Below are 20,344 nucleotides of genomic sequence, written 5' to 3' on the forward strand. Positions count from 1 at the left end.
GGGATCCGCTCAGCTCTCGGGTCCGACCCGCCGTTCCTCCCGCACCTGCACGGGCATCTCGAGGTGGCAGCGGCCCAGCATCCGCGGGCCCTGCACCGAGAGGATCCGCGCCTCGATGCCGAATTCGCGGAAGGCCGTCTCAAGTTCCTGGATCAGGGCCTTCTCCACCTGGGCCTCGGCATCGACCACCTTGCCGATCAGGCGGCTGCCGAGGCGCCCGATCCGCTGGCGCATGACCTCGCGGGCGTTGGTGACCTCGATCAGCAGCACGGCCCGCTTGCAGTGGCCGCAACCCTATCCGCAAAACGGTTCCAGAACTTCCTCCAGGTCCCGCAACTGGCCGGTCGGCATGAGGCGCGCCAGGGGCAGCCGGGTGACGCCGCCGCCGATCGGCACCTGGACGGCTTCCAGGGCCTGGCGGGCACAGACGGTGCTGCCCTGGTCGATCCGGGCGGCGCATTCGATCGCCAGGGTCTGGGCCAGGCCCGCATCCCCCAGATACAGATGCCAGCCGGCCACCTGCAGGTAGAGGCGGTCGGCCAGGGCCACTTCCAGGTCCTTGAGTTGGCTGGCGGAAAGGCTCATGCTTCGCGGGCGGGACGCAGGGCCAGAACAAACCCAGCGTGCACCATCAGCACGGCCAGCCAGGTCAGGGTGAACCAGTTGAGCCGGCTCCAGGGATGGCGCAGTTCCTGCACCACCCAGAGCCCGCTGTTGATCGCGGAGAACAGTGCGGCGTGGAGGGTGAGGTTCACGATCCGCTCAAAGTGCCGATAGGTGGGGTCTTCGGGGTTGGCGGGGCCGTACCAGCGGATGGGCATGGGGAAGGTCGGGCGGGATGTTTGACGGATGGGCCCTCCGTGCGGTGAGAATGGTCCCATGCGCTTGTAGCTCAGCGGATTAGAGCATCTGACTACGGATCAGAGGGTCGGGAGTTCGAATCTCTCCAGGCGCGTTCACCAGTGCACCGCTTCCCATCCGTGGGAGGCGGTTTTTTGTGGATCCCCTGCCGGAGGGGGCGGCAGGGTTCTCCCCTGCTTCCTGCCCAGGGAGGTGTTTCCTTACGATCCCTAGCAGGACCAGCCTCCCCCCTCCCTTCCCACCGATGGCCGACACCGCCGCCGCCGCGATCAACCAGTCCCTGGCGGCTGGGGATCCCGCCATCGCCGCCCTGATCGGCAAGGAGCTGGAACGCCAGCAGACCCACCTGGAGCTGATCGCCTCCGAGAACTTCGCCTCCCGCGCCGTGATGGAGGCCCAGGGCTCGGTGCTCACCAACAAGTACGCCGAGGGCCTGCCCCACAAGCGTTATTACGGGGGCTGCGAACACGTCGACGCGATCGAGGAGCTGGCGATCGAGCGGGCCAGGCAGCTGTTCGGCGCCGCCTGGGCCAACGTCCAGCCCCACAGTGGCGCCCAGGCCAACTTCGCCGTGTTCCTGGCGCTGCTGCAGCCCGGCGACACGATCCTGGGCATGGACCTCAGCCACGGCGGTCACCTCACCCATGGCTCGCCGGTGAACGTGAGCGGCAAGTGGTTCAAGGCCGTGCACTACGGCGTCGACCCCGAAACCCAGCAGCTCAACTTTGCGAGCATCCGCCAGCTGGCTCTGGAGCACCGGCCGAAGCTGATCGTCTGCGGCTACTCGGCCTATCCGCGCACCATCGATTTCGAGGCCTTCCGCGCCATCGCCGATGAGGTGGGCGCCTACCTGCTGGCCGACATGGCCCACATCGCCGGGCTGGTGGCCGCCGGCGTGCACCCCAACCCGGTCCCCGTCTGTGACGTGGTGACCACCACCACCCACAAGACCCTGCGCGGCCCCCGCGGCGGTCTGATCCTCTGCCGTGACGCCGAGTTCGCCAAGCCGTTCGACAAGGCGGTGTTCCCGGGGAGCCAGGGCGGCCCGCTGGAGCACGTGATCGCCGCCAAGGCGGTGGCCTTCGGTGAGGCCCTCCAGCCGGCGTTCCGCACCTACAGCCAGCAGGTGGTGGCCAACGCCCAGGCCCTGGCCGCCCGCATCCAGGAGCGCGGCATCGCTGTGGTGAGCGGCGGCACCGACAATCACCTGGTGCTGCTCGATCTGCGCAGCATCGGCATGACCGGCAAGGTGGCCGACCTGCTGGTGAGTGATGTCCACATCACCGCCAACAAGAACACCGTGCCGTTCGACCCCCAGTCGCCCTTCGTGACCAGCGGCCTGCGGCTGGGCACCGCCGCCTGCACCACCCGCGGTTTCGACGAGGCGGCCTTCCGCGAGGTGGCCGACGTGATCGCCGATCGGCTGCTCAACCCGGAGGACGCCGCCATCGAGGCGGCTTGCCGTCAGCGGGTGGCCCAGCTCTGCCAGCGCTTCCCGCTCTATGCCGCCGAGCGTGAGCTCCAGCACGCCTGAATTGCCCTGATGCCCCGTAAGGTGGCGCCCCAAGCACTGCCTTCCGGCACCCGCGTCGGCCCGCTGCCGTGACTCTTGCCTACAGCCCCAACGCGGCAGCGTTGCTCACCTTCGCCGTGGCCACGGTGCTCACCGCACTCGTGGTGCCGATCGTGCGGCGGCTGGGTCTGCACTGGGGCCTCACCGACACCCCCGACTCCCGCAAGCAGCACACCAAGCCCATGGTGCGGCTGGGTGGCATCGGCATCGTGATCGGCTTCAGTCTGGCCCTGAGCCTCACCTGGATCCTGGGAGGCTTTGCCCAGTTGGAGCCCAGCAAGGACGCCCTGATCTGGACAACCCTGGGAGGCGCGCTCTGCTTCTTCGTGATCGGCCTCGCCGATGATCTGTTCGCGCTGCCGCCGCTGCCCCGGCTGCTCGGCCAGCTGCTGGTGTCGCTGGTCGTCTGGCAGGAGGGCGTGCGGATCGGCAGCATCGAGCTGCCGTTCGGCTGGATGGGATCGGTACCTTCGGCGCTGCAGCTGCCGGACTGGTTGAGCCTGCTGGCCACCATGGTGTGGCTGGTGGGGATCACCAACGCGATCAACTGGCTCGATGGCCTCGATGGTCTGGCCGCCGGCGTGAGCGGCATCGCCGCCGTGGGGCTGCTCTCGGTCAGCTTCAGCCTGCACCAGCCTGCCGCCGGCCTGCTGGCCGCCGCCCTGGCCGGCAGCTGTCTGGGTTTCCTGCGCCACAACTTCAATCCCGCCCGGATCTTCATGGGCGACGGCGGTTCCTACTTCCTCGGTTTCGCCCTGGCCGCGATCAGCATCGTGGGCCCCGCCAAGGGGCTCACCAGCGTCAGCCTGCTGCTGCCGCTGCTGATCCTTTCCCTTCCCCTGGCCGACATGTCGGCGGTGATCATGGGCCGGCTCAGCGAGGGCCACTCCCCCTTCTATCCCGACCGCCGCCATCTGCACCACCGGTTGCTGCGCACCGGCCTCAGCCAACGCCGCACGGTGCTGCTCATCTATGCCTTCACCCAGTGGCTGGCCTCCGTGGCCCTGGTGCTGGTGAATGCGGAGATGCGCTTCCTCTGGCTGGCCCTGGCCACGGCGTTGCTGATCTGGGTCCTGGTGAGCACCCGTCGCGAGCTCCAGCGCCAGGACCGCCCCTCCGCCCGCCTGCGATGACGGCCGAGATTCTCTGCATCGGCACCGAGCTGCTGCTGGGCAACATCACCAACGGCAACGCCCGCTGGATCGCCGAGCAGCTGGCGGCCCTCGGCATTCCCCACCGGCGCCAGGAGGTGGTGGGTGACAACCGCGACCGGGTGATCGCTGCCGTGCAGGAGGCCTCCCGGCGCTGCCGCGTGCTGATCACCACCGGCGGCCTCGGCCCCACTCCCGACGATCTCACGACCGAGGCGATCGCCGCGGCCTTCGACACGCCCCTCACCGAGCGGCCGGAGGTGTGGGCCGACATCGAGGCCAAGGCACGCGCCAGGGGGCGGGAGCTCTCCCCCAGCGTGCGCCGCCAGGCCCTGCTCCCCGAGGGCGCGGCCGTGCTGCCCAATCCCACCGGCACGGCAGCCGGGATGATCTGGAGCCCCGTGTCGGGCTTCACGCTGCTCACCTTCCCGGGGGTGCCCAGTGAGATGCGCGCCATGTGGGAGGCCACGGCGGCCCCCTGGCTGCAGCAGGCGGGGCTCTCCCAGGGGGTGTATGCCAGCCGGCTGCTGCGCTTCTGGGGCGTGGCCGAATCGGCCCTGGCCGAAGCGATGGCCGATCTGCTGGAGGGCACCAACCCCACTGTGGCGCCGTACGCGGGGGGCGGGGAAGTGAAGCTGCGGCTCACGGGCCGGGCGGAGACGGCGGCGGCCGCCGCCGGGATGCTCGCGCCGTTGGAGGCGGAGATCCGCCGCCGGGCCGGCCAGAGCTGCTTCGGGGTGGATGACGAGAGCCTGGCGGCGGTGGTGCTCGAGCAGCTGCGGCGCCGCGGTGAGACGGTGGCGGTGGCCGAGAGCTGCACCGGCGGAGGGCTCGGTGCGGCCCTGGCGGCGGTGCCCGGGGCCTCGGACGTGTTCCTGGGCGGGGTGATCGCCTATGCCAACGCCGTCAAGCAGCAGCTGCTGGGGGTGAGCGCCGAGGATCTGGAGCGGCATGGAGCCGTGAGCGATCCGGTGGCCCTGGCGATGGCGGCCGGGGCCCGGCGCCTCACGGGCGCCACCTGGGCGATCGCCGTCACCGGCATCGCCGGACCTGGTGGCGGCAGTGAGCAGAAGCCAGTGGGCCTGGTGCACATCGCCGTGGCGGGGGCCGCGGGGGTCTGGAGCGAGGGTGTGCGCTTCGGCGGCAGCCGTGGCCGCCACTGGATCCAGGCGCTCACGGCCGGCGAGGCGCTCAACCGGCTGCGCCTGCGGTTGCTCGCCTCCTGAATCCCCGCCCCAGGCGCGCTTTCGACAGCCCCGCTCGCGGCCGCCACCCGTTGGCCTCTGGCGGCTGGAGCCGTTGCCTGGCAGGGTTGGCCTCCTTCACCCACACGTTCAACCCAGGATGCGGGTCTCGCTGCTGCTGCTGGCCACGGTGCTCCTGGGTGGCTTCGCCCCCCAGGGCAGGGCTGCCTCGACGGCAACGTCGAGCGACTGGCAGCGCTACCGCGATTTCTACCTCGGGGTCGGCCGGCCCCACCTGCTGAGTTTCTGTGCCATCTGGCGGGACGCCAACGCCCAGGGCCACTCGCTCTGGGAGCCGGGGCTGCTGCGCCGGCTCAACGCCCCCCTGGCCCGCGAGGGTTTCACGGAGGTGGAGATCGACGCGATCACCGCCGGTCAGGTGGTGGCCATGAGCCAGGCCTGCCCGGGGATCCGTTGATTAGGGTTGCCGATTGCGCGTCAAGGGATCCGGTGAGCGCCGCCACGCTGTACGACAAGGTCTGGGACCTGCATCGGGTGGCCGAGCTGCCTGGGGGGGCGACCCAGCTCTTCATCGGCCTGCATCTGATCCATGAGGTCACCAGCCCCCAGGCCTTCGCGGCCCTGAAGGATCTCGGCCTGGGTGTCCGCCACCCTGAGCGCACCGTGGCCACGGTCGATCACATCGTGCCCACCACCTCCCAGGCGCGGCCCTTCGCCGATCCCCTGGCCGAGGAGATGCTCGCCACCCTGGAGCGCAACTGCGCCGAGCACGGCATCACCCTGCACGGCCTCGGCAGCGGCCGCCAGGGCATCGTGCATGTGATCGCCCCGGAACTCGGCCTCTCCCAGCCCGGCATGACCGTGGCCTGCGGCGATTCCCACACCTCCACCCACGGCGCCTTCGGCGCGATCGCGTTCGGGATCGGCACCAGCCAGGTGCGTGACGTGCTCGCCAGTCAGAGCCTGGCGATGGGCAAGCTCAAGGTGCGCCGCCTCTGGGTGGACGGGCAGCTCCAGCCGGGGGTCTATGCCAAGGATCTGGTGCTCCACATCATCCGCACGCTCGGCGTCAAGGGCGGTGTGGGCTACGCCTATGAATTCGCCGGACCGGCGATCGCGGCGCTCGCGATGGAGGAGCGCATGACCCTCTGCAACATGGCGATCGAGGGCGGCGCCCGCTGCGGCTACGTGAACCCGGACGCCGTCACCTTCGCCTACCTCCGGGGCCGCCCCTGCGCCCCCAGCGGCGATGCCTGGGAGCGGGCGGTGGCCTGGTGGCGTTCCCTGGCCAGCGGCCCGGATGCCGTGTTCGACGACGAGGTGCGTTTCGATGCGGGATCCATCGCCCCCACCGTGACCTGGGGCATCACCCCCGGCCAGGGCATCGGCGTGGACGAGGCCGTGCCGAGCCTCGCGGAGACCCCCCCCGATGAGCGGCCGCTCGCCGAGGAGGCCTACCGCTACATGGACCTGCAGCCGGGCACCCCGATCGCCGGTACTCCGGTCGACGTCTGTTTCATCGGCAGCTGCACCAACGGCCGGCTCAGCGACCTGCAGGCCGCCGCCGCCGTGGTGCGTGGCCGCCATGTGGCTCCGGGCATCAAGGCCTTCGTGGTGCCGGGCAGTGAACAGGTCGCCGCAGCCGCCGAGACCGAGGGGCTGGATCGCGTCTTCACCGAGGCCGGTTTCGAGTGGCGCGAGCCCGGCTGCTCGATGTGCCTGGCCATGAATCCCGACCGCCTCGAGGGGCGCCAGATCAGCGCCAGCTCCAGCAACCGCAACTTCAAGGGCCGCCAGGGTTCAGCCTCCGGCCGTACCCTGCTGATGAGCCCGGCGATGGTGGCCGCTGCCGCCGTCCACGGTCGTGTGACCGATGTCCGTCAGCTGATGTCCTGAGCGTTCTGCCATGTCCAGCTCCAGTGCCGCCCCCTTCCCCGCAGGTCCGGTCGCCTCGCACCGTGGCCGGGGAGTGGCCGTGGTCGGCTCCGACATCGACACGGACCGGATCATCCCGGCCCGCTTTCTCAAGTGCGTCACCTTCGAGGGCCTGGCTGCCGGAGCCTTTGCCGATGACAGGACCGAGCTCAACGGCGAGCACCCCTTCGACCGGCCAGTCCATCAGGAGGCCTCGGTGTTGGTCGTGAACAGCAACTTCGGCTGCGGTTCCAGCCGCGAGCATGCCCCCCAGGCCCTGATGCGCTGGGGAATCCGGGCGCTCATCGGCGAGAGCTTCGCCGAGATCTTCTTCGGCAACTGCCTGGCCCTCGGCCTGCCCTGCCTCACGGCTGAGCCGGACACCATCCGGGCCCTGCAGCAGGCCATCGCCCTCGATCCGGCCGCCGAGCTCTACCTGGATCTGGAAGCCCTGGAGGTGGAGCTGGAGAGCGAGTTTGTGGGCGCCAACCGCTGGCCGGTGTACCTGGATGCCGGCCCCCACCGGATGCTGCTGAGTGGGCAGTGGGATGCCACCAGCCAGCTGCTCGCCCATGACGCGGAGCTGACACGTACCCTGGCCGCCCTGCCCTACGCCAACGGCTTCTAGCGGCCGGTTCTTAGGGCAGGCCCACCAGCCGGTCCGGCCACCCAGTCCGGGCCAGCCTCCATCAGGGCCTGTCCTCCGGCTGGGTGACCAGGTCCCCGCCCCGATGCTGGGGCCGTGGCACGAACGGTGTGCCGCCACCCGTGAAATCGAAGTCGTTCAGCCGGACCCGGATGCCGCCGATGCCGTCGTAGGGGCTGTAGTACAGACCCAGTTCGTAGGCCCGCTGCTGCAGCTTCAGCTCCACGTAGGAGAAGCTCACGTCGCCGTAGTAGGGCGAGGTGCTGTCGATGTTGAAGGTGGCGCCGGCTTCGAGCACCAGCGGGCCATAGATCTGTTGGGCGGCGTTGAAGCTCACCGTGCGCAGATCCACCGCCCGATCGAACCCGAACGGGCTCCTGCCGTCCCGGAAGGTCTCGCTGAAGGAGGCGGAGAACCGGGTGTAGTCGAGGTAGGTGCGCTCGAAGCGGCCGAGCGTGAACGAGGGGCCGGCGGCCACGGTGAGGGTGTTCTGCTGGGAGCCGTCCTGGTAGAAGGCACTGCTGCCGTTGACCCCGAAATCCAGCCCCACCCCCGGAACCACGGGGATCGCCGAATAGCGCAGCTGTTGCAGCGGGTCGGGATCGCCCTTCAACCCGCTCTCCCACAGCCGCAGTGAGCTGGTCACCCCACCCCGGAGCGCGGTGCGCCACTGGGTGTCCAGCTGGTCCGTGTCGAACAGGGCCGCCTGGTAGTTGCCGCTCTGGGCTCGCCAGTTCAGCTCGACCGGGGTGAAGTAGGGTGTGGTCGGTCGGGGGGCCTCTGGCGAGGGGGCGGGGTTGAGGCTCGCCCGCCCCTCCAGCTCGGCGCCGTAGGAATACACCACGGTCTGCAGGCCGAGGCTGCCGTTGTAGACGCGCTCCCGGTAGCTGCCGAACAGGGCGCCCCTGGAGAAGCTGTGGAGGGGAAGGCCCAGAGGTGTGCTCAGCATGGCGTTGCTGCGGGTGCCGGCGCGGAAGTTGTCGGGGTTGAAGGTGGAGAGGTTGGCATCGCCATAGAAGCGGAACCGGCCCAGGGGCAGGTCCATCAGGGCGGCCAGGCCGAACAGATCGCTGACCTTGGCGTCCTGCACCACATCCGGCCCCACCAGGCTGCGACCGGGCCGGGTGTAGCTGTCGGTGCGTCCATCGATGGCCCGCTGGATCAGCAGCTGGGGCTGGAGTCGGAGGCTCCCCTCCCCGCCGAGCCGCAGTGGCGGCAGGTTGTAACCGAGAAAGACGCCGTCCCGGTCGCGCCGATCCGCATCCAGGGTCACGGCCAGCTGCTGCTGGCCGATCTGCACGTCGCGGATGCTGGGCAGGGAAAGCCTCTCGCCCAGGAGGATCCGGCTGTCTCGCGCCCGGATCGTGGTGACCCCGGCGGGATTGATCGCGGCCTCGACACCCCGGGCGATGGTCCAGGCCTTGGCCGGGGTGAAGGGGTCGTTGGTGAATGCGACCTCCTCGGCGAACCAGCCATTCCTGCGGATGCGGAGGCTCGAGGCCTGGAACCGCAGCCGGGTGAGGTTGCCCTTCTCCTGCCGCAGAGGTCGGTAGGTGCCACCGCCACCGGGGGGGTTGTCCTCCGATTCGATCAGGGGCACCAGGTTCAGCCGGAATGTCGTGTCGACGCTCTGGCTGAAGCGCACGTTGCTGACCCGCTGGCGGATGGCCCCGGCGGGCACCTCCCCGGTGGCGGGGACCACGAGGCCTGGCCCGGATCCGGTGGGGGGTGGCAAGGTCGAGGGGCCGGCCGGCTGCCCCCGATCGGTACGCGGCTCCAGCGCCACCTCCTCTAGCAGCTGGTTGAGGGGGCGGGCGCGCTGACCATCGCCGGCGCCTGGACAGCCCTCGGGAGCCGGCATGGTGGGCAGCGCCGTGCGGCGGGGAGGCAGCAGCTGCTGCACAGGCCGGGCTCCGGGGTCGGTGCTCAGCTCAGGGCAGGCGAAGCTGTCGTCCTCGGGCTCGGGTCTGGCGACGGCCTGCTCGCCCGGCGCCGTTGGCGGGCCCTTGAGCACTCCCTTCGGACGGTGTCCCAGGGCCAGGCCCAGGGAGGCCATGTCGCCGGCGAGGGACTCCTCGTCCACCACCCCATACACATCGCTGATCTCGCCGCTGCCCTCCCAGTCGCTGTAGCGCAGGGTGCCGGCCTGCAGGTACTGGTCTCCACGGAAGAGCCGGATGCGCCCGCTGGCGAAGACGCTGCGATGGCCCTCGCTCAGTTCCACCCTGTCGGCGAGCAGCCGCCAGCCCTCCAGGCGGGCCTCCACGTTGCCGCTCACGGTCAGCCGGCCGGTCTGGCGGTCGTAGCTCTGGCGGTCGGAGCGCACCACGAGGAACCGAGGCGTGGGGGCCCCGGGGCCCTCGGGACGTGGAACCTCGGCAGCGGGAGCGTCGAGCGGTTCCGACCGGGCCGCGACGCTGAGACCGGACGTGGCCACCAGCATGGCCACGGAGACCCCTCGCCAGTTGATCGGGCTCCTGCTCACGGCCATGGTCGGTGCGGGGAGGCGAGCATCGTGCCCCTTGGACAGGCCTTCAGCGCCCCAGCCTGCTGGTTGGATGCACCGCGTTGAAGTGCGGGGAGGACGGGATCTGAACTGAACGCAGCTAGGGAAGGCCCCTGAGGGGGGGGATCGCCGCAAGGGAGAGCCGGCCCGGCGCGGGCCCTGGCTGCCGGCAGACCGGGTTCAGGCCTGGGCTTCCATCCCCGGGAGGACGTCAGGCGCGTCAGTCTTCGAGATCCTTGCGGCTGGGGGTGCGGCTCGGGTCGCTGGCGAGAAAGCCGAACACAAAGATCCCGATGAAGAAGAAGACGACCGAATAAACCGAGATCTTGAGAGCGAGCATGGTTCGGTCTGGCGCGAAGCGGGCGGGTGACAGGGAGTGACGGCCGCCTCTGAGGAGCTGGTCGTCCCCCCGGCAGCCAGATCATCCTATGGGACCTGGCCTGCCATCCAACGATGCCCCCGGTCTCTGCAACGGGTGAGCAGCCTCAGATTGAAACGATTCAGTCACCTTCTGAGCCCCCATCGGTGTCCCCCTCCCTGCTCGACCTCCAGGCCGCCTGGCTGTGCCCGCAGCCCGGGGGAGATCTGGGCTCCGCCCTCGATCACCCCTGGGGCCCGCTCCATCGTCCCGACTGGGTGGCCCGGGGGCTGGTGGTCTGGCCCCGGGGGGGGCAGTGGCGCCGGCTGAGCCAGCGGTTGGTCTGTCCGGATGCCTGGCGGGCCCTCCAGGCGGATCCGCCCGGGCTGCGCGCCCGGCTGGTGTTGCGCTGGTGGGCCGACCAGGCGGAACTGCGGGTCGACGGCACGGCCATCCATGCCGGGGACCTGTTCGACACGGCGTGCCGCTGGGTCCTGCCGGAGCAGTGGTGGCGGGGGGAGCCGCTGCAGCTCGAGCTGCGACTGAGGAGTCCGCTGCATGACGACGGTGCCCTCCTGCACAGCCGCATCGAGCTGGAGCCCCTGGATCCTTCTGACCCGCTCGGGGTTCTTGCCGAGACCCGCGCCGCCCTGGTGAACCTGCGCCGCGAGGCCGGCCGGCCGGATCTCCCGGAACCGGAGGCGGGCTGGCATCTGCTCGGCCATGCCCACCTCGATCTGGCCTGGTTGTGGCCGGTGGCGGACACCTGGCAGGCGGCGGAGCGCACCTTCGCTTCGGTGCTCGCGTTGTTCGAGCGCTTCCCCCGGCTTCATTTCGCCCATTCCACTCCGGCCCTCTATGGCTGGCTGGAACGGCACCGTCCAGCCCTGATGGCCGCCATCCAGGCGGCGGTGCGCGCCGGTCGCTTCGAGCCGATCAACGGCCCCTGGGTGGAGAACGACTGCGTGCTGATCAGCACGGCCTCCCTGCTGCGCCAGTTCCAGGAAGGGCAGTGGGACAGCCGCCGCCGCTTCCCCCAGCTGGCCCATGAGCTCGCCTGGCTGCCGGACAGTTTCGGCTTCGCCGCCGGCCTCCCCGCGGTGGCCGGGGCCACGGGCGTGCGCTGGTTCTGCACCCACAAGCTGTTCTGGAATGCGACCAACCCCTTCCCCCATCGCCTCTTCCGCTGGCGCAGCCGCTGCGGCACGGAAGTGCTGGCGCTGATGACGGCGCCGATCGGCACCGACGGGGACCCGCTGGCGATGGAGCGCTACCGCCTGGAATGGCAGCGCTCCACCGGGCTGGCCCGGGCCCTCTGGCTGCCGGGCGTCGGCGACCACGGCGGCGGCCCCACCGCCGAGATGCTCGAGCAGCTGCAACTCTGGGAGCATCAGCCCGAGGCGGCTCCCCAGGCCCACGGGACCCTGCGGGCCTATCTCGCCGGACTGGAGCCCCACGCGCCAGCCCTGCCGGTCTGGCGGGATGAGCTCTACCTCGAGCTGCACCGGGGCTGTGCCACCACCCGGCCGGATCAGAAGCGCCACAACCGCACGCTCGAGCGGCTGCTGCGGGAGGCGGAGATCGCCGCCGTCCTGGCGGGCTCGGGCCCTGGGGCGGACTGGCGCCCCCTGTTGTTCCAGCAGTTTCACGACATCCTGCCGGGCACGGCGATCCCCGAGGTGTTCGAGCAGGCCGAGCCCCAGTGGCGGGCCGCCCGGCGCCAGGCCCGCCGCCGGCGGGATCGGGACCTGGCCGCCTGCCTGGGGGGGGGCGCTCCCTGGGATCGGCCGCGACCCGTCAGCACCGGCCGGCCCTGGTGGGCCCTTCAGCTGGTGCCCCTGGCCGGGCGTCACCGCACCGTGCGGCTCCCGGCCGGCCAGTGGCAGGCGCAGGGACAGGAGCAGGGGCCGGCCCAGTGGCAGGCCTTGCCCACCCAGGGCGCCATGGCCGGAGGGTGCTGGGTGCAGCTCCCCCCCGCCGCTGGGATGGTGGCCCAGCCCCTGCAGCACCATCCAGGCCCGCCGGATGCCACGGCCCCGGCGCCCAGCAGCGTTCACCAGCCCGTCTGGGTCGCGGGCCTGCGGGCCGGCAACGGCATGCTGTCGGTGGAGCTGGGGCCCCGAGGGGTGGAGCAGCTCTGGGACCGGCAGGGGCTGCCGCTGCTGGCGGCCCCGCTGCTCTGGCAGCGGTTCGCCGACCGGGGTGAGTTCTGGGACGCCTGGGACCTGGCAGCGGACCATGCCGACCACCCCTTGCCCTGGTCCTGGCAGGGCTTGCCCGCCTGGCGGGAGCGGGGGCCGCTCTGTGCCAGCTTCGTCTGGCGCGGACGCTTCGGGGCCAGTCGGGTGCGGCTCGAGGGGCGCCTGCTCGCCGGCACGCCCTGGTTGGAGCTGGTCTTCAGCGTCGACTGGCGGCAGCGCCATGAGCTGTTGCGGCTGGAGGTGCCCCTCGCCTCCCGCGCCGTGCGATGGGCTGCCGATACCGCCGGGGGGGTGTTGGAGCGCCCGGCCGAACCGCTGACGGCGCGGGAGAAGGCCCGATGGGAGGTGCCGGCGATCAGCTGGCTGTGCTCGGTCGGCCCCCGCGGCGGCCTGGCGCTCCTGCTGGATGGCCCCCAGGGGGTCTCGGCGGCGGCCGGGAGCCTCGGGGTTTCGCTGTTGCGCGGGCCCACCTGGCCCGATCCCGGCGCTGATAACGGTCGCCGCCGCCAACGGCTGGCCCTGCTCCCTGCCAGCCCGAACTGGCCCCAGGCCGCCGTGCCCGAGCACGCCCAGGGGTTTCGGGAGCCCCTGTGGCTGCGGCCGGCGGGGTCAGCAGCGGAGCCTGCGGCCACGCCGCGCCGTTTTCTGCCGCCCCTGGCCCCGGGGTTGCAGCTCATCGGGCTGCGTCCGACTGCGGTGCCGGGCGAAGCGGTGCTGGCGGTGGCCAACCAGTCCCCTCGCCGCTGCCATCTGGAGCTGGGCGAGGCCTGGGAGGTGCTGGCCCGGGTCAATGGGCTCGACGAGGGTCCGGTTGCCCAGTCAGGCGAGGCGGAGCGGATGCTCCTGCGGCCCTGGCAGCTGGGGTTCTGGCGCCTCCGTCCGAGCGGAGCACCGGCCTGATCCCCGGCTGGTGGCTGCCGTTCAGGCCTCGTGTTCAGTCCTCGTGATCGTCGAAGGGGTCGGTGAGCTGCTTGGACGGTGGGCCGAAGGCCAGATAGATGCCGAAACCGGTGAGGGCCAGCAGGACCGCGAGCACAGCCAGGGCCACCGATAGGGCGGGAGAGCCGGTGGTGCTGGGGTCCATGGGAATCAGGCTGGTGGGAGCTTCCGTCACAACTCTCGACAGCCCGGCGCGCCGGGCTGTCGAGGCCTTTACACTAGCCAGAGCGATTCCCTGCGCGAGAGGACCAAGCTGCCATGGCTCAACGCACCCGTCTGGGAGACCTGCTGCGCCCCCTCAACTCCGAATACGGGAAGGTCGTGCCCGGCTGGGGCACCACGCCGGTCATGGGCGTGTTCATGCTGCTCTTCCTGGTCTTCCTGCTGGTGATCCTTCAGCTGTACAACCAGTCCCTTCTCCTCGAAGGCATCAACGTCAACTGGAACGGCGCCGGCTGAGCGTCCAGGCGAGCGGCGGCCTACACGGGAGGACCCATGAACATCTTCGGAATCGGCCTGCCCGAAATGGCCGTGATTGCGGCGATCGGCCTGCTCGTCTTCGGTCCGAAGCGTCTCCCGGAGCTGGGCCGCACCCTTGGCCGCACTCTGAAGGGTTTTCAGAGTGCCTCTTCCGAGTTCGAACGGGAGTTCCGCACCGCCATCGCCACGTCGGAACCTGCCTCGGCGGACTCGGTCGCAGCGGAGCCCCAGGCGGGCACTCCTGCGCCCCTGCCGCAGGGGGAGCCAGAGCCGATCACGCCCCAGGCAGGCGCGGCTGTCCCGGCGACCGCTCCGGCCGAGTCTCCGTCTGAAGGCTGAGTCCGGGTGCCTCCGCAGGATTTCCCGTGACGGCTCAGGCCCCCCTGCCTGCCCTGAAGCTGGTGGCGGGACTCGGCAACCCCGGCAGCAAGTACGCCGGAACCCGTCACAACGTCGGTTTCATGGCCCTCGAGAGGCTGGCGGCTGAGGGCGCCACGGGCTTTCGCCAGAACCCCAAGCTGCATGGCCTGCTGGCGGAGCTGGGCCAGGGGGCGGCACGGCTGCGGCTGCTGATGCCCCAGACCTACATGAACGACAGTGGCCGCTCGATCCGGGCCGCCCTCGACTGGTTCTCCATCGAGCCGGAGGAGTTGCTGGTCGTGGTGGATGACATGGATCTGCCGCTCGGCAAGCTGCGCCTGCGGGCCGGCGGCAGTGCCGGCGGGCACAACGGTCTCCGCAGCACGATCAGCCATCTGGGAACCCAGGACTTTCCGCGGCTGCGGATCGGCATCGGCGCGCCGTGCTCCGATCCCTCCGATCGCAAGGCCCGCACGGTCGGCCATGTGCTGGGCCGGTTCCATGCCTCCGAACAGCCCTGTCTCGAGGACGTGCTGGCTGAAGTGGCGGCCGGGATCGGGCTGATCCAGCGCCTGGGCCTGGAGCGTGCCGGTAATCGTTTGAACAGTTTCCAGCCCCTGAGGGCTCCAGCCTGAAGGCATGGCCCGTCTGCCTGCCACCACCGCCCAGCTCAGGGTGCTGCACCAGAGCTTCAGCCAGCGGGTGCTGGAGGGGGAGGTGACAGCCGGGGGGTTCCACTGGACGTTCAGCTGGGCCTTTGATCGCGGCGAGCTCAGCGTCGAGCCTTCGCTGGGCCGTGCGCTGATTCAGGACGCCCTGCTGCGCTTTCTGCTCAAGGCGGATTACCAGCTCGAACCCGGCGGGGACTATGCCTTCACGGTGCGGGCCCGTTTCTAGGTGGCGTTCTCCCTCGCGCTGAGGTGGGCCTGATCGGCCAGCTCGCGAAGCACGCCCGGACCGCGCCGTGAGAGCGGCTGGCCGAGATGGCGTTCCACCAGCAGCTGCGCCACCACGTCGTCGATGTCCCGCGGCGGCAGCCGCAGCCCCTCGGGAAGCAGCCGCCGCCAGCCGCCGCTGCCGGCCAGCTGCCAGTAGCGCCGGCGGGCGGCCAGGGTGGTGCCCGCTTCCTCCACCGTCTCGGATTGCAGCCCCAGGCGCGCCAGCTGGGGGGGCCAGCTCCGGCTGCCAGTGCCGTTGCCGAGCACCACGGTGACCAGGCCGGCCTGCTGCTGCCACTGACGCAGCAAGGCCAGGCTCTCCGCCGGCGGCAGGATGGCCGCGGCGAGAATCGTGCCCAGGCCGGCATCGGCCAGGACCAGGCCGCATTTGCTGCGGCCGGGATCCAGCCCGGCCAGGCGGGACGCCTGCGGCGGGACGGCAGGCTCGCTCATGGCCGTCGCAGGGGCGGGCTCTCCGCAGGGGCGCCACCGGCGATGCGCAGCTCCACGGTGATCGGGTCCGGCGTCTCGGCGTCCCGCAGGGCCACGGCCACCAGCTGGATCACCGTGCCGGGGGGACGTGCGGCCAGGGTGCGTGCCAGCTGGTTGAACATGGCGGCGTCGAACTGCAGCCCGTCCACCAGGGAACCCTGCCGCTGGGCCCGCGCGTAGGCGGCCGCCAGCAGCAGATTGAGGCGCCGCACCAGCTGTTCGGGGTCGCGGAGATCGGCCTCGACCGTCGTGCTGGCCAGCACGTCACCGGCCTTGACCACCGGGCGGTTGGGACGGAGATCCGGGAAGGCCAGCACCTGACGTTCCCCCCGCAGCACGTTTGCGGCGGAGAGGATGCTGACCACCCAGCTTCCCGGTCGGGTGAGCAGGGATTCCAGCCGGGCGACGTCGGTCGTGGGCACCAGCAGAATCTGGCGGTCGACGGGCTGGCCGGGCAGGACCCGTTTGAAGGCCGTGATGTTGGCCTGCTGCAGCAGGGCGGTGATCACCTCCTTGGCCTGTTCCGGGCGCTCGAGGGTCACCTTCGCGCTCGCCAGCGGCTGGCCTGTGGTGATCACCACATCGCCCCGGCGCAGGGCGAGCAGGTTGTCCTCCAGGTCCTCGAGCTCCCGGGCGCCGGCCTCGATCCGTCGTCGCACCTCGGCCAGTTCCGCTTCGGTGCGGCGGATCTCGGCGTCGCGGGCACCGACCTCGCCGGCCAGCCGGTCCCGCTCACGCTCCAGCGCCATCCTCTGGGCCTGCAGAGGAGCGAGTTCCCGGCGCAGCGCGGTGGCCCGGGCCTGGGACTGGGCCAGTTCCCGCGCCACCTTGCGCTGGCCCTGCTGGGCGCGGGCCACCTCGGCCTGACTGGTGATCAGGCTCTGCTGGCTGGCTTCAAGCTGCCGCCGCGCCGTGCTGAGGCGTTCCTCCAGCCGCTCGAGTTCGAACAGACCGGTGCGAAGCCGCTCGCTCACCAGCAGCAGCAGGCCGAGGGACATTGCGCTGATCAGGCTCCCCGTCAACACCGTGATCAGCACGGCCGTGCGCCGGGGGCGCAGGTTGAACAGGCTGAGTCGCGCCTTGCCGACGCGGCTGCCCAGCCGATCTCCCAGGGTGGCGAGCACACCCCCGAGGAGCAGGAGCGCCAGGATCAGCAGCCAGCCCGACACGTGCGGTCCCGAATCGGCCCAGTATCCCCCGCTTGCGGTGGCTCCATGCCAGGGGTGTCAGCTGAAACGCTTGGCCAGGGCGATGGGGTCGAACACGGTGATCTTCTTGCGATCGATCTGAACGAGTCCCTCGTTGCGCAGATCACCCAGGAGCCGGGTGATGGTCACCCGGGTGGAGCCGATCGCTTCGGCGATCGCCTGGTGGGAGAGGCGCAGGTCGATGGTGATCCCTTCGGTGCTGGGGACCCCGAAGTCCCGGCAGAGCACCAGCAGGAAACTCACCAGCCGGGAGCTCATGTCCCGGTGGGTCAGGGTCTCGATCATGGTCTCCGTCTGGAGGATCCGTGAGGAGAGACCCTGAAGCAGCAACAGCCCCACGCTGGCGTCCTGCTCGATCGCCTTGCGCACCGAGGTGGCCGGTGCGCTGAGCAGCTCGACCCGGGTGAAGGCGATGGCGTGGTAGAAGCGATCGGAACGTTGACCGGTGAGCAGGGAGAGCACGCCGAACAGGCTGTTCTCCCGCAGCAGCGCCACCGTGATCTCCTCGCCCGATTCATAGACCCGCGACAGACGCACCGCGCCGCGCCGCAGCAGGTAGACGCGTTCCGCCGGATCGCCGGGGAAAAAGATCGTCTTGCCCCGCTCGATGGTCTCGACATTGCTGCCGCCCAGACCGCGGATCACCTCCAGCAGGGTGTGGCTGCCCTGGCCGGCCGTGCCGAGGCCGGTCACAACCCCGGGGGCCCCGCCGCTCGGTGTGTTGGCGGTCCTGCTGAATCCGCGTGGGGCGCCAACCATGGAGAGGGGCAGGCAGTTGGGCGGACCCTATAGATCAGCGGGGGCTCTCCCTGTAACAACGGGCACGCTTTGCGGCGCGCTGTCCCGCCCGCCGGTGGGCGGGCCGCGTCGAGGCCGTGGGCAGTACGGATGTATCCACCAGGGATGGTGTCCATCGCTTGGAATCCGGCTCGATCCCGCTACATTCAGTCCTGCGTCGTTGCGCATCCATGACCGTCAGTCTCCCGACCAGCTCCGGTCCTGGCAGCGTGGCCAGGTCGGGTGGTGCCGGGTTGCGGCGTGCCCAGCGCCACGAGGTGTTCCCTGCCCAGGCGCTCGAGACGGCCCCTGCGGCTGTGCCCCTGCGGCTGGTGCCGCAGCCGGAGGGCTTGCTGCAGGTGCACACCGCGCCCTTCCGGGGCAGTGTGGGGTCCGTGCTGAGCCAGGCCCTGCGCAGCGCCGGGCTCGGCAGCCGGGTGCTCATCACCCAGCTGCTCAAGGGAGGGGTCGCCCAGGGGCTGGAGGCGAGCCCCTGGCTCTGTGGCCGGCTCCAGTGGCTGCGCCCCGCCGTTCCGAGCTGTCTGGCCGAGCCGGCCACCGACCATCCGGACGAGGTGTGTGCGGCGGTTCAGGAGGTCTGGGAGTACAGCCGGCTGTGCCTGCTCGAAGGCGGAGTGGACCTGATGGTGCTCGATGAACTCGGCCTGGCTGTCGAGCTGGGCTATCTCCCCCTGGCCGAGGTTCTGGGGGTGCTGGAGCAGCGGCCGGCCCATCTGGATGTCATCCTGACGGGACCCTCGATGGGGCCTGAACTCATGGCGATGGCCGATCAGGTCACCCAGCTCCGTCGCGGCGTCTAGGCCGGCTTCCGATGCTCAAGAACGACCGTTGGATCAAGGAACAGGCTGCCGCCGGCATGCTCGATCCTTTCCAGTCCTCGCTGGTGCGCCATCTGGATCCGGACAGCGCCGGCCGTCCCGTGCTGAGCTTCGGCTGTTCCTCCTACGGCTATGACCTGCGGCTCTCGCCCCAGGAATTCCTGATCTTCCGCCACGTGCCCGGCACGGTGATGAACCCCAAGCGGTTCAATCCGGCGAACCTCGAGCCTGTGCCCCTGCGGGATGATGAGGACGGCAGCTATTTCATCCTGCCGGCCCATTCCTATGGCCTCGGGGTGGCTCTGGAGCGGATGCGAGTCCCTTCCAACATCACGGTGATCTGTCTCGGCAAAAGCACCTACGCCCGTCTCGGGATCATCGTCAACACCACGCCGGCGGAAGCCAGCTGGGAGGGACACCTGACCCTGGAGTTCAGCAATTCCTCCGGGGCCGACTGCCGGATCTATGCCAATGAGGGGATCTGCCAGCTGCTCTTCTTCGAGGGCGATCCCTGTGACACCACCTACCGGGACCGGGCGGGCAAGTACCAGCATCAACCCGAGCGGGTGACCCTGGCGAAGGTCTGATCAGGGCGCCAGCCGCGCCTTGTGCAGACGGGTCCGTTCGTACCACTCGGCGAACTGGGGTGTCCAGGCCTGGAGATGGGGCCACATCAGGTCACAGAGTTCCCTGATCTCCTGCTGGGCGTCGAGTTTGGCGCGCAGGTCGAGGAAGTGCAGAAAGGCGCGCAGGGTGAAGCTCACCACGAAGTGCTGCCGGTAATCGAACGGCAGGATGCCGCGGGCGTGCTCCTCGGCGAACCCGGCCGCGAGCAGATCGCGATAGCGACAGGCGGCCTGTCTGCAGTGGTCCAGATCGAGGGCCCGCTGGTCGGCGCTGTACGCATATTTCTTGCCCTGCCGATCCGCATAGGTGCCTTCGGGACGCAGGTAGAACACCTCTTCGAGATCCAGCTCGCCGGTGGCGGCCCGGCAGATGCGCTCCCCCGTGTAGCGCATCGACTGCACGTCGAAGCTCACGCCCACCCGGTGGGTGCGGGCCTGTTGCATCACCGAGTGGGGGAACCAGCCGACGTTGAGCACGATCTGGGCATGTTCGAGGGGGCCGTAGTGGCCCCGCTCACCGGCGAGCAACCGCTTCACGCAGATCTCTCCGGCCCTCTGTTCATCCGGCCAGTCGTCCCGTTCGCCAGCGACGAAGCCCTCGCTGTAGTCCTGGTGCATCCCGGCATAGACGCATTGCTGGGGGTTGGGCGTGGCGGCGATCAGGGCCACCCGGAAGCGGGAATCCATGCTGGCCTCAGCCGTGGCTGCGGGGTCCGGCCATCGTGGCAGGCGCGGCGCCGGCGATCTCGGCCGCACCATCCAGCCGGCTCACCGCGCCCACGCCCGGCAGGCTGGGGAGGGGCACGCCGTTGACCAGGGCCTCGGCGAGGGCCGTCAGGTCGGTGCGGCTGCGGGCCCCGATCGAGCGACCGACCGGGGTTCCATCCCCGCCGAACAGTTCCAGTTGCGGAATGCCATTCACCTCGAACCGCTCCAGTTCGGGATGCCAGCGCGGGTTGTCGACGTTCAGGAGCACGACGTCGAGGCGGCCGTGGTAGTCGGCCTCCAGCGTCTGCATGGCGGGGGCCATGGCGCGGCAGGCCTCACACCAGTCGGCGTAGAACTCCACCAGGGTCGGCCGACCGTTGGTCAGGGCCACGGAGAGCTCGGGCGAGCGACGGGCCAGGGCCTCGAGGGGGGCCTGGGGTTGCAGCCCGCCCCGCAGCCACAGCACCGCCGCCGTGAGCAGCGCGGCGATCACCAGCAGGGCCAGCCGCTCCCGCTGGCCAGGGCCGGGTGAACCGGAGGAACCGCTCATCGTGGATAGTGT

General features: G+C 70.4%; 24 protein-coding genes and 1 tRNA gene. 14 read left to right on the forward strand and 11 right to left on the reverse strand.

The genetic code is table 11. From position 1 onward, the window contains the following. Nucleotides 1-9: 9 nt before the first annotated feature. Genes ACLD7X_RS03670 through ACLD7X_RS03680 form a run of 3 tightly spaced genes read right to left on the reverse strand, consistent with a single transcriptional unit; the run spans nt 10 to nt 821 of the window. A complete protein-coding gene (locus ACLD7X_RS03670) occupies nt 10-270 on the reverse strand; it encodes a cytochrome-c oxidase (RefSeq protein ID WP_411422107.1) in 261 nt (86 codons plus the stop codon). 24 nt (nt 271-294) lie between these two features. Continuing rightward, the gene (locus tag ACLD7X_RS03675) at nt 295-585 is read right to left on the reverse strand and encodes a DUF3181 family protein (RefSeq protein WP_411422108.1); all 291 of its coding nucleotides are present in this window, start codon (nt 583-585) and stop codon (nt 295-297) included. After that, nucleotides 582-821: a hypothetical protein gene (locus ACLD7X_RS03680; RefSeq protein WP_411422109.1), complete on the reverse strand. Its 240-nt coding sequence runs from the start codon at nt 819-821 to the stop codon at nt 582-584. The genes ACLD7X_RS03675 and ACLD7X_RS03680 overlap by 4 nt, the downstream gene beginning before the upstream one ends. Before the next feature lie 60 nt (nt 822-881). On the opposite strand from ACLD7X_RS03680, the gene ACLD7X_RS03685 reads away from it, so the two are divergent. From ACLD7X_RS03685 to leuD, 7 genes are all read left to right on the forward strand, one after another. Beyond that, nucleotides 882-955: transfer RNA gene (locus ACLD7X_RS03685), tRNA-Arg, on the forward strand. A 150-nt stretch (nt 956-1,105) separates the two neighbouring features. Next, nucleotides 1,106-2,395, forward strand: coding sequence for a serine hydroxymethyltransferase (gene glyA, locus ACLD7X_RS03690; RefSeq protein ID WP_411422110.1), 1,290 nt, complete (start codon nt 1,106-1,108; stop codon nt 2,393-2,395). Between the two features lie 68 nt (nt 2,396-2,463). Then, a complete protein-coding gene (locus ACLD7X_RS03695) occupies nt 2,464-3,567 on the forward strand; it encodes a glycosyltransferase family 4 protein (protein ID WP_411422111.1) in 1,104 nt (367 codons plus the stop codon). Beyond that, nucleotides 3,564-4,811, forward strand: coding sequence for a competence/damage-inducible protein A (locus tag ACLD7X_RS03700; RefSeq protein ID WP_411422112.1), 1,248 nt, complete (start codon nt 3,564-3,566; stop codon nt 4,809-4,811). Before ACLD7X_RS03695 ends, ACLD7X_RS03700 begins: the two co-directional genes overlap by 4 nt. Before the next feature lie 118 nt (nt 4,812-4,929). Next, complete coding sequence (locus ACLD7X_RS03705; RefSeq protein WP_411422113.1) at nt 4,930-5,247, forward strand: hypothetical protein; 318 nt, start codon at nt 4,930-4,932, stop codon at nt 5,245-5,247. Between the two features lie 32 nt (nt 5,248-5,279). Next, a complete protein-coding gene (leuC, locus tag ACLD7X_RS03710; protein ID WP_411422114.1) occupies nt 5,280-6,686 on the forward strand; it encodes a 3-isopropylmalate dehydratase large subunit in 1,407 nt (468 codons plus the stop codon). Nucleotides 6,687-6,696: 10 nt separating this feature from the next. Then, entirely contained in the window at nt 6,697-7,332 is a 636-nt protein-coding gene (leuD, locus tag ACLD7X_RS03715) for a 3-isopropylmalate dehydratase small subunit (protein ID WP_411422115.1), read from the forward strand. Nucleotides 7,333-7,393: 61 nt separating this feature from the next. On the opposite strand, the gene ACLD7X_RS03720 is transcribed toward leuD, so the two are convergent. Beyond that, a complete protein-coding gene (locus ACLD7X_RS03720) occupies nt 7,394-9,841 on the reverse strand; it encodes a DUF3769 domain-containing protein (protein ID WP_411422116.1) in 2,448 nt (815 codons plus the stop codon). A 235-nt stretch (nt 9,842-10,076) separates the two neighbouring features. Continuing rightward, nucleotides 10,077-10,196, reverse strand: a complete 120-nt coding sequence (locus ACLD7X_RS03725) for a photosystem II reaction center protein I (protein ID WP_006172424.1) — start codon at nt 10,194-10,196, stop codon at nt 10,077-10,079. A gap of 185 nt (nt 10,197-10,381) precedes the next feature. On the opposite strand from ACLD7X_RS03725, the gene ACLD7X_RS03730 reads away from it, so the two are divergent. Beyond that, nucleotides 10,382-13,315: an alpha-mannosidase gene (locus ACLD7X_RS03730; protein ID WP_411422117.1), complete on the forward strand. Its 2,934-nt coding sequence runs from the start codon at nt 10,382-10,384 to the stop codon at nt 13,313-13,315. Between the two features lie 34 nt (nt 13,316-13,349). Here ACLD7X_RS03730 and psbN read toward each other — a convergent pair whose 3' ends face one another. Beyond that, on the reverse strand, nt 13,350-13,499 hold the full coding sequence (gene psbN, locus ACLD7X_RS03735; RefSeq protein WP_412007216.1) for a photosystem II reaction center protein PsbN: 150 nt from the start codon (nt 13,497-13,499) through the stop codon (nt 13,350-13,352). A gap of 113 nt (nt 13,500-13,612) precedes the next feature. Here psbN and psbH point away from each other — a divergent pair, with 113 nt between their 5' ends. Genes psbH through ACLD7X_RS03755 form a run of 4 tightly spaced genes read left to right on the forward strand, consistent with a single transcriptional unit; the run spans nt 13,613 to nt 15,091 of the window. Beyond that, complete coding sequence (gene psbH, locus ACLD7X_RS03740) at nt 13,613-13,813, forward strand: photosystem II reaction center phosphoprotein PsbH (protein ID WP_411422119.1); 201 nt, start codon at nt 13,613-13,615, stop codon at nt 13,811-13,813. 36 nt (nt 13,814-13,849) lie between these two features. Beyond that, the gene (locus tag ACLD7X_RS03745) at nt 13,850-14,173 is read left to right on the forward strand and encodes a TatA/E family twin arginine-targeting protein translocase (protein WP_411422120.1); all 324 of its coding nucleotides are present in this window, start codon (nt 13,850-13,852) and stop codon (nt 14,171-14,173) included. Between the two features lie 26 nt (nt 14,174-14,199). Then, nucleotides 14,200-14,829, forward strand: coding sequence for an aminoacyl-tRNA hydrolase (gene pth, locus ACLD7X_RS03750; RefSeq protein WP_411422121.1), 630 nt, complete (start codon nt 14,200-14,202; stop codon nt 14,827-14,829). 4 nt (nt 14,830-14,833) lie between these two features. Then, nucleotides 14,834-15,091 carry a DUF3146 family protein gene (locus ACLD7X_RS03755; protein ID WP_411422122.1) on the forward strand — a complete coding sequence of 86 codons (258 nt, stop codon included), beginning with the start codon at nt 14,834-14,836 and terminating at the stop codon, nt 15,089-15,091. On the opposite strand, the gene ACLD7X_RS03760 is transcribed toward ACLD7X_RS03755, so the two are convergent. From ACLD7X_RS03760 to ntcA, 3 genes are read right to left on the reverse strand one after another with little or no spacing between them, the layout of a single operon-like run. Beyond that, a complete protein-coding gene (locus ACLD7X_RS03760; protein ID WP_411422123.1) occupies nt 15,088-15,585 on the reverse strand; it encodes a RuvC family protein in 498 nt (165 codons plus the stop codon). The genes ACLD7X_RS03755 and ACLD7X_RS03760 overlap by 4 nt on opposite strands. Next, on the reverse strand, nt 15,582-16,793 hold the full coding sequence (locus tag ACLD7X_RS03765; RefSeq protein WP_411422124.1) for a DUF3084 domain-containing protein: 1,212 nt from the start codon (nt 16,791-16,793) through the stop codon (nt 15,582-15,584). The genes ACLD7X_RS03760 and ACLD7X_RS03765 overlap by 4 nt, the downstream gene beginning before the upstream one ends. Before the next feature lie 57 nt (nt 16,794-16,850). Continuing rightward, on the reverse strand, nt 16,851-17,591 hold the full coding sequence (gene ntcA / locus ACLD7X_RS03770; protein WP_411422125.1) for a global nitrogen regulator NtcA: 741 nt from the start codon (nt 17,589-17,591) through the stop codon (nt 16,851-16,853). A 209-nt stretch (nt 17,592-17,800) separates the two neighbouring features. Here ntcA and ACLD7X_RS03775 point away from each other — a divergent pair, with 209 nt between their 5' ends. Both ACLD7X_RS03775 and dcd read left to right on the forward strand, forming a co-directional pair. Then, complete coding sequence (locus ACLD7X_RS03775; RefSeq protein ID WP_411422126.1) at nt 17,801-18,430, forward strand: cob(I)yrinic acid a,c-diamide adenosyltransferase; 630 nt, start codon at nt 17,801-17,803, stop codon at nt 18,428-18,430. An 11-nt stretch (nt 18,431-18,441) separates the two neighbouring features. Then, nucleotides 18,442-19,035 (forward strand): dCTP deaminase, encoded by a 594-nt coding sequence (gene dcd / locus ACLD7X_RS03780; RefSeq protein WP_411422127.1) that lies wholly within the window; start codon nt 18,442-18,444, stop codon nt 19,033-19,035. Here dcd and thyX read toward each other — a convergent pair whose 3' ends face one another. Further along, a complete protein-coding gene (thyX, locus tag ACLD7X_RS03785) occupies nt 19,036-19,761 on the reverse strand; it encodes an FAD-dependent thymidylate synthase (RefSeq protein ID WP_411422128.1) in 726 nt (241 codons plus the stop codon). 7 nt (nt 19,762-19,768) lie between these two features. Beyond that, a complete protein-coding gene (locus ACLD7X_RS03790; protein ID WP_411422129.1) occupies nt 19,769-20,332 on the reverse strand; it encodes a thioredoxin domain-containing protein in 564 nt (187 codons plus the stop codon). Nucleotides 20,333-20,344: the final 12 nt, after the last annotated feature.

It is taken from the genome of Aphanothece microscopica RSMan92, from assembly GCF_046613545.2.
Taxonomy (GTDB): domain Bacteria; phylum Cyanobacteriota; class Cyanobacteriia; order PCC-6307; family Cyanobiaceae; genus NIES-981.